This is a genomic window from Syntrophotaleaceae bacterium (assembly GCA_041390365.1).
In the GTDB taxonomy this organism is placed as follows: domain Bacteria; phylum Desulfobacterota; class Desulfuromonadia; order Desulfuromonadales; family Syntrophotaleaceae; genus JAWKQB01.
Map to the genome: position 1 here is coordinate 1505446 of JAWKQB010000001.1, position 14053 is coordinate 1519498.

The following is a 14053-nucleotide window of genomic DNA, read 5'->3' on the forward strand; positions in this document are numbered from 1 at the left end:
TACCTAAAGTACTAATTTTTCGAAGGATTTCTCATCATTTTCTTATTGATGTTCATTACGGTAGAGGATTTTTTTGAGCACGCTTAATAACACCGGGATAAAATTGGCGGGGTCTTGACTTGTCGGAAACCACCGCTCCGAAAAACATCGCTTCGACCGGCCGTTCCTGTCAAAAATGGCTATTCTGCCAACGCCCACTGCCTTTACCCCTCACTCCTCACTCTCATCACCCAAACCGATAGACCCTCCGCCCATCTCTATAAAGCTCCACCGGCCCGTCCTCGGAAACTTTGATCACCCGGCCAAAATGGGAGGCTGCGGTGGCGGCGGTGGTTCGTCCGCCGCCTGTGACCAGGTCCCGGACCGGGGAGATATCGACGATCATGCCGGAATCGATCAGTTCCCCCCTGCGGTTGAACACCGTCATGCCGTCGGAGGTGAGAATACTGATCAGTTCGCCGGAACGCTTCAAGGTCCCTATTTTGGTGCCGCGCACATGTCTTATCAGCGCCCGGCTGAGGGGGTCCCGGCCTCCGACCGACCCCTTCCGCAAGGCGTCGAGATCGGTGCCTTCCTCGGGAATCAGGATCACCGTGCCGTGCCTGGATCTGGACAGGGCGTAAACGGTCCAGACCAGGTAGTCGATGGAGCGCTTTTCGAGCTTTCCGGCGAGAAACTCCCGGATGATGTCGGGATCGAAAATCCTCCAGGCGCCTTTTCTCCAGAGCAGCAGTTTGTCGGTGTCGAGAACGATCTCGATTTCGGAGGCTTCGTTGACGAAAACCGCGAAGGACCCTGTACCGGCCCGGGAAAGGAGAGAAAATGTTTCCCGGTGGGACAGCCGCTCGATGTCGTCGCTCGGTCCCGGGGCACTGGTGCGCATGGTTCCCTTGACGTTCATGCGGATGTCGGTGACAAAGAGCGCCCTGGTGCCGTCGACGAACCGGTAGGATAAGGGGTTACGAAAGAAGTCTCCCGAAATTCGCCGGCGATCCTCCCCGAGGTCCAGCCAGTCATAACGGGTCTTTTCCAGGGAGTGCAGAAAATCCTCAAGCTGAGTTCGATAGATCAGGAAACCGGTGGTTGCCGGTGATCCTTCGTAACGCTGGTAGGACAGGTTTTTCAGCATCTGGATCAGGTTTTGGGTCTGCCAGAAAACTCCTTTATGGTCCCCTCGGATATAGCGGGCCACAGCGATATCGGTGAGGCTGGTCAACAGCGCCGTACGAAAATGTGCGGCAAAACCGGCGGCGGAAAAACCGGCGAACAGGCCTTCGAAAGCCGACAGCAGTTCCCCGATGAAGGCTCTTTCCGTCGCTGTGAAAGCCAGTTCCCTTCGATGGGCACGAAACAGGAAAAATTGCTTGCCGATCCTGATCGGCACCAGCATCTCCTCAGGGTCTGCCGCTCCCCGACCGGTCCGCAGCTCTTCCGCTTCCACAAGCATGACCCGGGCCCCCCCGAGGACAGTCTGCAGGCTGTTTTCGATGGCGTTGAATACGGATTTAGGCATGAATGGCAGTATTTGAAGAAATTGTCGACTTTAAAGGAAGCCGGGCCCGGTCGGCCCGGCTTCGGAGCGATATCAGAGGAATCCATTCTCCCGGTGTTTCTCGGCAATTTGTGCGGCCAGTCTGTCCAGAGCTTCGAAGTCTGGGGCGAGGGGAAAACCTTTGGTCAGAATCGGCTCCAGGACCTCGACCTTGAGGTTGGGGATCATCCCGGCGAGGGTTTCGACGGTCTTTCCGCCCCATCCGAAGGAACCGACGATGGACAGGTATCTGACCTTCGGTTTCAGGGCGTTCGCCAGAAGAGCGGCATAGGCGGCCAGGGGATGGGGCCCGGCCAGAACGGTTGGGACACCGACCACCACGGTGGCCGCGTCGACCAGGGCCATGGCCAGTTTGCCGATATCGGTCTCCGCGAGATTGAACAGTTCGACCCGAACTCCCTGAGCCACGAGGTTGGAAGTCAGGCAGTCCACCATCTTTTTGGTACTGCCGTGCATCGATACGTACGGGATCACGACCAGATTGTGCGGTTCCCCCGTCAGCCATTGACGGTAGGACGCCATGATCCAGTCGGGACGATCGTAAATCTGACCGTGGCTCGGAGCGATCATCCGGATGTCGTACCCCTGAAGTTTTTCCAGGTTGCGGGCAATGAACACGCGGAAAGGCATCATGATCTCGGCATAGTAGCGCTTGGCGGCCTCCAATACCCGCCCCTGGTCGGTCACGAAGAGATCGCTGCTGGCGATATGGGAACCGAAAAAATCGCAACTGAACAGGATTTTGTCTTCCTCAAGCCAGGTCACCATGGTTTCCGGCCAGTGGACCCAGGGCGTATGAATGAACTTCAGGGTTTTGTCGCCGAGGGACAGGGTCTCGCCGTCCTCCACGGTGAGAAAAACACTTTCCGGGATCATCAGGAGGTCGATGAGCATATCCCGGGCCTTGGGCGTCACCAGAACTTTCGCTTCCGGGTAGAGTTCCAGCAGGCGGGGGATGGCGCCGGAATGGTCCTGCTCGGCGTGGTGGGAGACGATGAAATCGATCCTCTCCACGCCTTTCAACTGGTCAAGCAGAACATCGGTCATAGAAGGGTCGACCGTATCGAGCAGAGCTGTTTTCTCGCTGCCCTCGATGAGGTAGGCATTGTAGGTGGTACCGTCGGGTAGAGGAATCAGAGAATCGAAAAGACGACGATCCCAATCGACAGCGCCCAACCAATGAATTTTTTCCGCGATCTTTCTTTTTTGCATGCTCACCCTTTCAGCATTTTCGATTTATACCTGAGTTTAAGATCGAGGGCTGCATCGCCCTCTTTTGCAATCGGCACAAAAACTATGCATTCAAGTTTGACAGATAATCCTGGAACGTCCACAATGCCCCAAATTGGTGATTCGTTTGATGATCGCCGGTGTTTCTGAGAGCGGCGCCGGTCCTGACAGGCCCCTCGGAAACCCGCCGATCCGATTCCTTCATGCACTGAAAGCAGGCATATATGACCAGTCAACTGCACGCATCCACCGGTTTCGCCGGGTTGGACCATATTCTGGATTATCTGCGCATCGGCGACAACGTCGTCTGGCGTACTGACAGCGTTGAAGATTATCAGTATTTCGTAAGTCCTTTTGTCGACCAGGCCCTGCGGGAGAAACGCAAGGTCGTCTACATGCGGTTCGCCAGCCACAAGCCGCTGCTGAAAACGTCAACGGGCATCACCACCTACAAATTGGATGCCTATCGGGGCTTTGAGCCTTTTTCCACCAAGGTCTACAATATCATCACGGATACAGGGCCGGGGGCTTTTTATGTTTTCGACTGCCTGTCCGATCTGCTGATGGCCTGGGCCACCGACGGCATGATCGGTAACTTTTTCCAGGTCACCTGCCCCTACCTGTTCGAACTGGACACCGTTGCCTATTTTGCCCTGATTCGCAACAGCCATTCCTTCAACACCATGGCCGGCATTCGCGAAACCACCCAGGTCCTGCTCGATCTCTACAAATTCAGCGGTCAGATCTTCGTTCATCCCGCCAAGGTCTGGCAACGTCATTCACCGACCATGTTTCTGCCGCACGTGAAACAGGAAGAGCAATTTGTACCCGTTGCCAACAGCTACGACGCCACCAATCTGACCCAGATCTATCAGCGCTCCGCGGAAAACGCCCGCCGCCAGCTCGACTACTGGGACCGGCTGTTTCTCGAAGCCGAAGAACTGGTCAGCACCTCTTCTTCCAAAGGCGAGCAGCGCAAAATGATCGACCAGCTGTGCCGGATCATGATCGGCCATGACGATCGCATGCTCTCGCTGGCCCGGGATTACTTCTCCCTGGAAGACCTGCTCGAAATCAAATCACGCACCATCGGCAGCGGCTACATCGGGGGCAAGTCTGTCGGGATGCTGCTGGCGCGCAAAATGCTGCTGAGCGACTTCTCTTTCTACTGGCAGCACTACCTGGAGCCGCACGATTCCTTCTACATCGGCTCGGACATCTATTTTTCCTATATCGTGCACAATGGATGGTGGAAACTGCTCATGCAGCAGAAAACCCCTGAAGGTTATTTCGAAATCGCTCCCGAACTGAAGGAAAAGCTGCGGCACGGCACTTTCGATCCCCGGATCCGGGAAAAATTTCGGGAAATGTTGGAACATTTCGGGCAATACCCCATCATCGTACGTTCCAGCAGCGTGCTCGAGGACAGCTTCGGCAATGCCTTCGCCGGCAAGTATGAAAGCTTTTTCAGGGTCAATCAGGGCTCGCCTGAACAACGCTACGAGCAGTTCGAGGACGCGGTCCGCCAGATTTTCGCCAGCACCATGAGTGAAGATGCCCTCGCCTACCGGCGGCAACGAGGTCTGGACCGGCACCAGGAACAGATGGCCCTGCTGGTGCAGCGGGTCTCCGGCGCCTACCATGAGCATTTCTACTTTCCGGAAATGGCCGGCGTGGGAGCGTCCTACAACACCTTTGTCTGGGACCGGGACATGGATCCGACAGCCGGCATGCTGCGCCTGGTGATGGGCCTGGGTACGCGCGCTGTAGACCGGGTGGAAGGCGACTACCCACGCATCGTCGCCCTGGACAATCCTCTCAAGACCGCCCACAAGAACAAGGCGGATATACGCCGGTTTTCCCAACGGGACGTCGATGTCCTGAACGTCAGTAAAAACAGTCCCGAAACCATTCCGGTGCTGTCCCTGCTGCGCCACCGGCTCAATTTGAAAATGGAGCGTTTTGTGGTGCCCGACCGGGACGCCTTACAGCGTTTTGAAGAACGGGGCATCAAAGACCGCGAGGCCTGGCTGCTGACCTTCGAAAAGCTGCTGTCGGAAAAACTTTTTTCCGAGCTGATGCAGAACATGCTCAAAACCCTTGAAAAATGCTACAACTATCCGGTCGATATCGAGTTCACAGTCAATTTTTCCGCGGACGGCACACCTCGGATCAATCTGGTTCAGTGCCGGCCTCTGCAGACCCGCGGGCTGGAAAGCGCGGTCGAGTTTCCGCACGCAGTGTCGGAAGACCAGCTGTTCTTTCAGTCGGAAGGCCATTTCATGGGCGGCAACATCAGCCGTAAAATTCGCAGTATCATCTGGATCGAACCGGAGCGCTATTGTTCCCTGCCCATGCCCGACAGATATGAAATCGCTCGCCTGATCGGACGAATCAACAAAACCCTTTGCGACAAACAGACCATGCCAACGCTCCTCATGGGTCCGGGACGCTGGGGAACCAGCACCCCTTCGTTGGGAGTGCCGGTCAACTTTTCCGAAATCAACAATATCACCGCCCTGGCCGAAGTGGCTTTCCCCAGCGGCGGGCTGATGCCGGAATTGTCTTTCGGCACTCACTTTTTTCAAGATCTTGTCGAAACGGAGATTTTTTACCTCGCCCTGTTCCCCGAAGACAGGCATTGCACCTTCAACCATACTTTTCTCGAAACCCATCCTAACAGTCTGACGACACTGTTACCGGAAAGCGGCCGCTTCAGCGAGATCGTAAAGATCCTTGACTTGAAGGAGAATCCCGTCCAGTTGATGTCCAACGTGGTGGCCCAGCGGGTCATCTGCTTTTTTTGATTCGGCCCCGGCCAATGAAAAAAGCCCGGCCGGAGCCGGGCTGGGGTCAATCCGCCCTGCCCATGACGGATGCATGGACAGGGCGTTTTTGAAGGCTTTGAATGGACGTCAGACCAGCCCCATGGCCACCATGGCCTTGGCCACCTTGATGAAACCGGCAATGTTGGCGCCGTTCACCAGGTTGCCGGGGGTGCCGAATTCCTCGGCGGTCTCAGCCACGTTCTTGTGGATGTTGACCATGATGTCGTGCAGTTTTTTCTCAGTGAGTTCGAAGGTCCAGGAATCGCGGCTGGCATTCTGCTGCATTTCCAGGGCTGAAGTGGCCACGCCGCCGGCATTGGCCGCCTTGGCCGGGCCATAGGCGATTTTCGCGGCGAGAAACACCTCGACACCTTCGGGGGTGGTGGGCATGTTGGCCCCTTCGCCGACGGCCATGCAGCCGTTTTTGACCAGGATTTCGGCGTCCTTGGCCGTCAGTTCGTTCTGGGTGGCGCTGGGGAAGGCAACCTGGCAGGGGATGCTCCAGATGTTGCCGTTTTCGGTGTAAACGGCATCCTTGTGATAACCGGCATAATCACGCAGCCGGCGACGTTCGACTTCCTTGAGCTGCTTGAGCAGATCGAGATCGATGCCCTTTTCGTGATAGACCACACCGTTGGAGTCCGAGCAGGCCACCACCTTGCCGCCCAACTGGGAGATCTTCTCGATGGCGTAGATGGCCACGTTGCCGGAACCGGACACCGTGCAGATCTTGCCGTCCAGGGACTGGCCGCGAGCCTTGAGCATCTCTTCCACGAAATAGGTCGCCCCGTAGCCGGTGGCTTCCGTACGCACCAGGGATCCGCCCCAGCTCAGGCCCTTGCCGGTCAGCACCCCTGCCTCATACTTGTTGGTGATGCGCTTGTACTGGCCGAACATGTAACCGATCTCCCTGCCCCCCACACCGATGTCGCCGGCCGGCACATCGGTATGCTCGCCGAGGTGACGGTACAGTTCGGTCATGAAGCTCTGGCAGAAACGCATCACTTCACTGTCCGATTTCCCTTTGGGATCGAAATCGGACCCCCCCTTGCCGCCGCCGATAGGCATGTTGGTCAGGGAGTTCTTGAAAATCTGTTCAAACCCGAGGAACTTGATGATGCCCAGATAAACGGACGGGTGAAACCGCAGTCCCCCCTTGTACGGGCCGAGGGCGCTGTTGAATTCCACACGGAAACCGCGATTGATATGCACGCGCCCCTGGTCGTCCTGCCAGGGCACCCGGAAAATGATCTGCCGCTCCGGTTCGCAGATCCGCTCGATGATCTTGGCCTCGCGGAACTCGGGGTATTTGCTGAGCACCGGCCCGATAGACTCGAGCACTTCGCGAACGGCCTGGTGGAATTCCACTTCACCCGGATTGCGGGCCAGCACTTCCTGATAGATCGGTGCTACTTTTTCATCCAAATGCACTGCCATACGTCCTCCTGCTGAACTGTTGTGGGTTTTTATGCCTAAAAAACCGGCGGAAAATGACGCTGGACCAAAGGTTCTATGCCATAAAAAGCTTCTTTTTAATCAACCAGTAAACCGAGCGCCTATTTTTTACGCTTTATTACCTGCAAGTCAATCAAAAAGGATTCTACAGCGAAAAAATTGATGGCATCGCAAAAACCCACCAACGCAAATTTTGAGTTTGCCACAAAAAAAGGCGGGCGGAATATATTTCCGCCCGCCCGGTAGCCGACCATTCAACGACGTCGATCCAATTCTTATACCCCATATGCCCTTCTCAGCCAGTAGCCGGCCATGAAGGCCAGGGTCGCGGCCGCCCCTCCGGTCAAGAGGGTTTCCAGGCCGGAACGCAGCCAGGGCCGGTCAGTCACCCAACCCTTGATGACTCCCACCGCAAAGAAAGCGACCCCCGTGGCGATGGAACTCACCAGAAACATCCTTCGGGGGAAGGCAGAAGGCAGAACAAACGGGAGTAACGGCACCAACCCCACAACCAGGAAGGCCCCGAAGGTGGCAAGGGCGCACTTGTATGGTTTGGGCTGCTCCAGCGGCAGGCCCAATTCCTCGGTAAGCATGGTCTCTACCCAGAGCTTGCGATCCGTGGTGATGGTGTTCACCACACTTTCCAGGGTTTCACCCTCGAATCCCTTGCCTGCAAAAATCTGGCGCACCTCCTCGCGCTCGCCGTCCGGCACATGGTCGATATGCTTCTCCTCGGTACGGCTGGCTTTTTCCACCCGGTGTCTCTCGCTCTTGGTGCCGAGATAATTGCTCACGGCCATGCTGAAGCCGTCGGCCAGCAGATTGGCAAAGCCGAGCACCACAACCACCGTCTTGTCGAAGCCGGCGCCGTAGGCGCCGGCCACCACGGCAAAGGTCGTAACCGCCCCATCCACGGCACCCAGCACGGCATCTCCCAGATGGCTGTGGGGTTCGTTGTTCTCCAGACGTTCGCGGATCTGTTCGGGATGATGCTCCTGTTTCAGCTTGTCCCTGTCCACCGCCCTGCCTCCTCTTGTCTCCCGTTGCGATGGCCGCTGCCGGGGATAAAAGGTAAACTTCTCTTATAAACCCTACTGTTGCAGAACTTTTTTTCAACAGAAATGAGAAGTTTTGCGGAGAATGCCAGCTGCGGGAAGGGGTCTGATTCGGGGCAGTGTCAGGAACTAAAGGATCTCCGGCTCCGGGATAATTGGTTCCTTCTTCCGATACACCATACCCTGGAAAACAGCTACGATATCATTGTCATCATTGGTAATACGGACCGAGTAGGAAGCCAGCTTCGGGTTTCTCGACTCCTCCTTGGCTTCGGCATACAAGGTACCGCGGGTCGCCGCCTTGAGAAAGGAGATGCTGACGTTGATTCCCATGGCCAGGGTGCCGTGAGAGTTGGAGGCGACGGCGAAAGCGAAGTCCCCCAGGGTGAAAATGGCGCCGCCATGGACGGTTTTGGCGCCGTTGAAGTGGAAGGGCTGAATCTTCATGCTCACTTTTGCATAGCCCGGTTTCACCTCGAGCAGTTCAATGCCGCTGTGGCGGGCAAAAACATCTTCGGTGGAAAAAAATTCCTTGATCTTTTCCATGCTGTCCTCGTTCATTTGATCAACCGAATTGATAGAGATTCGACCGGCCATCCGGCAGAGTGTCCGTATCGAAACAAATCCGCAACACAATTCCAATCGGCTTGGCAGGTGTTCCAAAGGTGACCAGAAAACATACACCTTTACATTTCGTATTAAAAGGTTAAAATCCCTTACAGGATTTCATATTTTTTTAAAAATATCCTGCCAATATGCAGTTTGCAATGGGAAAGAGGCCATGGCCAAAAATTCAGAACCGACGATCAAGGCATCCTGTTCCTTGTTGAAAATTCCGACCGGCATCCGCGGCCTGGACGAGGTCACCGGAGGCGGACTGCCTCAGGGGCGTCCCACTCTGGTTTGCGGCGGGACCGGGTGCGGCAAGACCATGTTCGCCATGGAGTTCCTCCTCCGGGGGATCATTCAGTTCAAGGAACCCGGCGTCTTCATGTCCTTTGAGGAAAGGCCTGAGGAACTGACCGCCAATTACGCTTCGCTGGGCTTCGATCTGATGAAATTGGTTTCCCGCAAGAATCTCATCCTCGACTACGTTCATATCGAAAGGAGCGAAATCGAGGAAACCGGGGACTACGACCTCGAGGGTCTGTTCATCCGCCTTGACCATGCCATCAACGCCATCGGTGCCAAACGCGTCGTTCTCGATACCATCGAAGCCCTTTTTTCCGGGCTGAGCAACGAAACAATTTTACGGGCCGAACTCAGGCGTCTGTTCCGCTGGCTGAAATCGAAAGGGGTCACCGCCGTGATTACCGGTGAAAAAGGGGAACGGACCCTGACCCGCCATGGCCTGGAAGAGTATGTGGCCGACTGCGTCGTTTTTCTCGACCACCTGGTGACAAACCAGATCGCCACCCGCCGAATGCGGATCATCAAGTACCGCGGTTCTTCCCATGGCACCAACGAATATCCCTTCCTTATCGATAACCATGGCATATCCGTACTGCCGATAACCTCCCTGAGCCTCGACCATCCCGCTACCGACGACCGGATCTCCACCGGCATTGACCGGCTGGATATGATGCTGGGAGGACAGGGCTTTTTCCGCGGCAGCAGCATCCTGGTGTCCGGAACAGCCGGTACAGGCAAGACCAGTCTTGCCTCGCAGTTTGTCGAAGCGGCCTGTCGCAGGGGGGAACGCGCCCTGTACTTCGCGTTTGAGGAATCACCCCGGCAGATTATCCGCAACATGCGCTCCCTCGGCATCGATCTCGAACCCCTTTCGAAAAGGGGCCAGTTGCAGTTCGTCGCGGCGCGGCCGACCCTTTTCGGTTTGGAAATGCATCTGGTTTCCATGCATAATGCGATCGAAGAATTCAGGCCCGACCTGGTGGTTGTTGACCCGATTTCCAATCTCATAACAACCGGCAGCCCTGTCGAAGTCCGCGCGATGCTCACCCGCCTCCTCGATTTCCTGAAGGGAAAACAGGTGACGACCCTGTGCACCGACCTCACCAATGCCGGTAAAAATCTCGAGCAGACGGAATTAGACATCTCCTCCCTCATGGATACCTGGCTCCTGCTGAAAACCATAGAGGAAATGGGAGAGAGAAACCGGGGCCTCTACATCCTCAAGTCCCGGGGCATGGCCCACTCCAACCAGGTTCGAGAATTTGTTCTCAGTGACAAGGGCCTCCAACTGCTCGACGTCTACACCGGCCCGGGAGGGGTCCTGACCGGCGCCGCCCGCGAAAACCAGGAACTGATGGACAGGGCCGAAGAAATCAGGCAGAATCAAAAAAAAGAACGCAAAATTCGGGAGATGGAGCGGAAAGAGAAGATGCTTGAAGCGCAGATAACTGCGCTGAGGGCAGGCTACGAAGCTGAGCGGGAAGAACTTCAGCAGATGATTGATCAGGAAAAACTGGAGTCCCGGCGCCGGGAAATTATGACCCATATTCGGCAGGCCGATCAAATCGATGGAGAAAACCAGACCCGGCAACCCCTCGAAAAGAGCGATTCATGAAAAACGATACCGATTTTCAACCTGAAGCTTCCGGATCATCGGCAGAAATCTATCTTCTTCGTCTCTACGTCGCCGGCCAGACAGCCAAGAGCATTGCCGCCTTCGCAAACCTGAAGAAGATCTGTGAAACTCACCTTCAGGGAAAGTACAGGATCGAGGTGATCGACCTGCAGCAGAATCCATCCCTCGCCCAGGGGGATCAGATCCTGGCGCTTCCGACCCTGGTGCGGCGCCTCCCTCCACCGGTGAAGAAGATCATCGGCGATCTTTCCAATACCGAGAGGGTACTGGTCGGGCTGGACATCCGCCCATTGGACCCGATACCACCTCCTTCTGCATAGATTCAGGAGTTCCCGTAATGGTCAGAAAAAAGCACAATGACGATGGCAAGGGAAACAGTACGGAAGACTTTGAACTGACTCTCAGCCAAAGTGAAGAATCCGAAATCTATGTCCTTCGCCTCTACGTTGCGGGAACCACGCCGAGATCCCAGCGCGCTATCGAAAACGTCCGAAAAATATGTGACGCATATCTTCCCGGACGTTATCAACTGGAAATCATAGACATCTATCAGCAGCCGATCTTTGCCCGGGAAGGGCAGATAGTGGCTGCGCCCACTCTGGTCAAAGAACTCCCTCCCCCACTGCGCAAGTTTATTGGAGACATGTCTGGAACAGAGAGAATTCTGGTTGGGCTGGATTTGCGGTCAAAGGAATGACTTTATGTCCGTAAAAAGCGATTATCAGCAGGTTCTTTCCGAAATAGAGGAACTTCGCATTCGGCTGATGGAAGCCGAAGAGGCCCTTGCCGCCATTCGACAGGGCGAAGTCGACGCCCTGGTCATCGCCGGAGAAGACGGAGAAAAAATCTACACCCTGGACGGGGCTGATCAGCCTTATCGGGTTCTTGTGGAAACCATGAGTGAAGGAGCGGCAACCCTCAATCCGGACAGTTACCTGCTCTTTGCCAACACCCGGCTTTCCGAGCTCCTCGGAGTTCCTCTGGAGCGGTTGCTTGGCAAACCTCTGCTGTCCTTTGTCGTTCCGGAGCAAGGCGCGATCCTCAAAAACTTGCTGGAAAAAGCGCTGGACCTGGACTGCCGTTTAGGGGAGAGCTTCCGCACGGAGCTGACCCTGATCAAGGAGAACAGTGAACTTCTGCCGGTGCTGGTCTCCTGCTGTAGCCTCAAAATCGGCACCAGCCTGGCCATCAGTACCATCGTCACCGATCTTTCAGAACATAAAAAAAAGGAAAAGATTCTTGCCGCCGGAGAATTGGCCTCCTCCATTCTGGAGCAGGCGGGAGAAGCCATCATCGTCTGCGACGAGACCGGCAGGGTGATCCGGGCCAGCCGTCAGGCAAAGGAGCTTTTCGGGAAAAATCCCGTTTTTCAGCCCTTCGACCGGCTGGGCCCCCTTCTCGAATCGCAGTCCGGCCAAAAATTCTCGGTGGCCGCTCCTCTCGCCGGAAAAATTTCACAGGCTGTCGAAGTGTGCATGCAGAGAGACTGCCGATCCTTCCACCTGCTCCTCAACGCCAGGCCGTTACTGAGCAACTGGCAGATTTTCGGCTGCGTGGTGACCTTGACCGATATTACCGAACTGAAATCAGCCGAGCAGAAGCTGCTCGAAGCCAAGAAAACCGCCGATGGGGCGAATCAGGCGAAAAGCGAATTTCTGGCCAACATGAGCCATGAAATCCGCACTCCCATGACCGTCTTCATGGCCGCCATCGAGCAACTGCTGCAGATTGATGATCGTCCGGATCACCTCCGGTTGCTGCGGCTGGCCGACCAGTCGGCCAATCGCCTGAGAAGCCTGATCGATGATATTCTGGATTTCTCCAGAATCGAGGCACGCAAGGTGGAAATCGAACAATATCCCTTCGACCTGAAAAATTGCGTGCAGGATGCGGTCAACATGTTTGTTCGCCCCGCTCGGGAAAAGAACCTCGATCTTCTGCTGGATGTGGCCACCGAAACGCCGAAAAAGGTATGGGGAGATGCGAACCGCTTGGGGCAGATACTGCTCAACCTGATCGGCAACGCCGTCAAATTCACCAACGAAGGGGAGGTTCAGGTCAAAGTACAGCCAAGAGGCAGTCTGCTGGAGTTTTCAATAGCGGATACCGGCATCGGCTTTCCCGAGGAAAAACGCGACCTGCTGTTCACCAGCTTCAGCCAGGCGGATGCTTCCTTTACCCGGCAGTATGGAGGTGCCGGACTTGGCCTGGCCATTTCGAAATCGCTGGTGGAGTTGATGGGGGGAAATATCTCGGTCCAAAGACGAAAAGAAAAAGGGACCGTCTTCACCTTTACCCTGCCGCTGAGAGCCCTGGAGGGATCCCCGACGCCGCTAGAGGAAACCCTTGTGAAGGAAGCGGCCGAATCCTGTTCCGCCTTCCGCATCCTGCTCGCAGAGGACGATCCGATGATCCGCGAAATGATCACCATGATCCTGACCGGAAGAGGATGGCAGATCTCTCAGGCAAAGACCGGGCGGGAAGCTCTTGACCAGTGGATGGCCGAAGATTTCGATCTTATCTTCATGGACCTGCAGATGCCGGAAATGAGCGGTATCGAGGTCACACGGCACATTCGTGAGAAAGAGGGTTCGCGTCGCAAAAGAACCTGCATCATCGGGCTGACCGGTCATGCCTGGGGGGAGGTCATGGATGAGTGCCTTGAAGCCGGAATGGAACGAGTCCTGACCAAGCCGGTGCGGATGAAGGAACTGCTATTGGCCATCGATGAGTGCACGTCTCCGTAGTTTTGCCCTTCCCATTTCAAAAACTCCCTCCTTAAGGGGAAGCCTGCATGCTGGCTTCCCCCATTTTGCCGCCGGCCGGATTCAGGATCAGTGCAGCTCGATTTTTCTCACCTTTTCCTTGGCCTGTTGCGATTTGGGCATTTCGACATGCAGCACGCCGTTACGATAATTTGCGTTGATATTATCCACCTCCACTTCCATCGGCAGGGAGATGCTTCTCTCATAGACCCCATACTGGCATTCCCGGCAGATGGGCTGTCCCTCGGACTCTTCGGTTTTCTCGACCTTGCGTTCTCCGCGGATGGTGAGAATATTGCCCGTTACGGTAACATCGATATCCTTCTGATCGATTCCAGGCATTTCGGCATGAATCCGATAGCTGTCGTCGGTTTCCTCCATGTCGATTCGAGGGCGTCCGGTGGTCTCAAACATTCCGCTCATCAGCCCTTCCCTGGGGAAGCCATGGAAGAAATCCTCGAACATCGATTCGAGTGCGCGGCGAACCGGCCATCGCTCCTCGAAACTCGGAATCAGCTCACTTTGACGGCGCCAGGGCGCGATGTCTCTTCTGGGCATGATTTTCTCCTTTCGATGTCTGTTTTATTTAGGAGCCGAAACCTGCGGCTTGTTCTCCTTTG

At 55.7% G+C, this 14053-nt stretch carries 11 protein-coding genes; 5 read left to right on the top strand and 6 right to left on the bottom strand.

Annotated elements, in window-relative coordinates; all coding sequences use genetic code 11:
* Positions 1-226: 226 nt before the first annotated feature.
* Positions 227-1513, bottom strand: a complete 1287-nt coding sequence (locus R2940_06975) for a hypothetical protein (protein MEZ4599515.1) — start codon at positions 1511-1513, stop codon at positions 227-229.
* 72 nt (positions 1514-1585) lie between these two features.
* Entirely contained in the window at positions 1586-2764 is a 1179-nt protein-coding gene (locus tag R2940_06980) for an FprA family A-type flavoprotein (protein MEZ4599516.1), read from the bottom strand.
* Between the two features lie 242 nt (positions 2765-3006).
* Here R2940_06980 and R2940_06985 point away from each other — a divergent pair, with 242 nt between their 5' ends.
* Positions 3007-5589, top strand: coding sequence for a PEP/pyruvate-binding domain-containing protein (locus R2940_06985; GenBank protein ID MEZ4599517.1), 2583 nt, complete (start codon positions 3007-3009; stop codon positions 5587-5589).
* Positions 5590-5697: 108 nt separating this feature from the next.
* Here R2940_06985 and gdhA read toward each other — a convergent pair whose 3' ends face one another.
* The 3 genes from gdhA to R2940_07000 form a co-directional block, all read right to left on the bottom strand.
* A complete protein-coding gene (gene gdhA, locus R2940_06990; protein ID MEZ4599518.1) occupies positions 5698-7047 on the bottom strand; it encodes an NADP-specific glutamate dehydrogenase in 1350 nt (449 codons plus the stop codon).
* 293 nt (positions 7048-7340) lie between these two features.
* The gene (locus R2940_06995; GenBank protein MEZ4599519.1) at positions 7341-8084 is read right to left on the bottom strand and encodes a VIT1/CCC1 transporter family protein; all 744 of its coding nucleotides are present in this window, start codon (positions 8082-8084) and stop codon (positions 7341-7343) included.
* A gap of 165 nt (positions 8085-8249) precedes the next feature.
* On the bottom strand, positions 8250-8666 hold the full coding sequence (locus tag R2940_07000; GenBank protein MEZ4599520.1) for a PaaI family thioesterase: 417 nt from the start codon (positions 8664-8666) through the stop codon (positions 8250-8252).
* Positions 8667-8901: 235 nt separating this feature from the next.
* Here R2940_07000 and kaiC point away from each other — a divergent pair, with 235 nt between their 5' ends.
* From kaiC to R2940_07020, 4 genes are read left to right on the top strand one after another with little or no spacing between them, the layout of a single operon-like run.
* Complete coding sequence (gene kaiC, locus R2940_07005; GenBank protein ID MEZ4599521.1) at positions 8902-10647, top strand: circadian clock protein KaiC; 1746 nt, start codon at positions 8902-8904, stop codon at positions 10645-10647.
* The gene (locus tag R2940_07010; GenBank protein ID MEZ4599522.1) at positions 10644-10988 is read left to right on the top strand and encodes a circadian clock KaiB family protein; all 345 of its coding nucleotides are present in this window, start codon (positions 10644-10646) and stop codon (positions 10986-10988) included. The genes kaiC and R2940_07010 overlap by 4 nt, the downstream gene beginning before the upstream one ends.
* 17 nt (positions 10989-11005) lie before the next feature.
* Positions 11006-11365, top strand: a complete 360-nt coding sequence (locus R2940_07015; GenBank protein ID MEZ4599523.1) for a circadian clock KaiB family protein — start codon at positions 11006-11008, stop codon at positions 11363-11365.
* Between the two features lie 4 nt (positions 11366-11369).
* Complete coding sequence (locus R2940_07020) at positions 11370-13415, top strand: ATP-binding protein (protein ID MEZ4599524.1); 2046 nt, start codon at positions 11370-11372, stop codon at positions 13413-13415.
* A gap of 87 nt (positions 13416-13502) precedes the next feature.
* On the opposite strand, the gene R2940_07025 is transcribed toward R2940_07020, so the two are convergent.
* Positions 13503-13991 carry an Hsp20/alpha crystallin family protein gene (locus tag R2940_07025; protein MEZ4599525.1) on the bottom strand — a complete coding sequence of 163 codons (489 nt, stop codon included), beginning with the start codon at positions 13989-13991 and terminating at the stop codon, positions 13503-13505.
* Positions 13992-14053 lie beyond the last annotated feature (62 nt).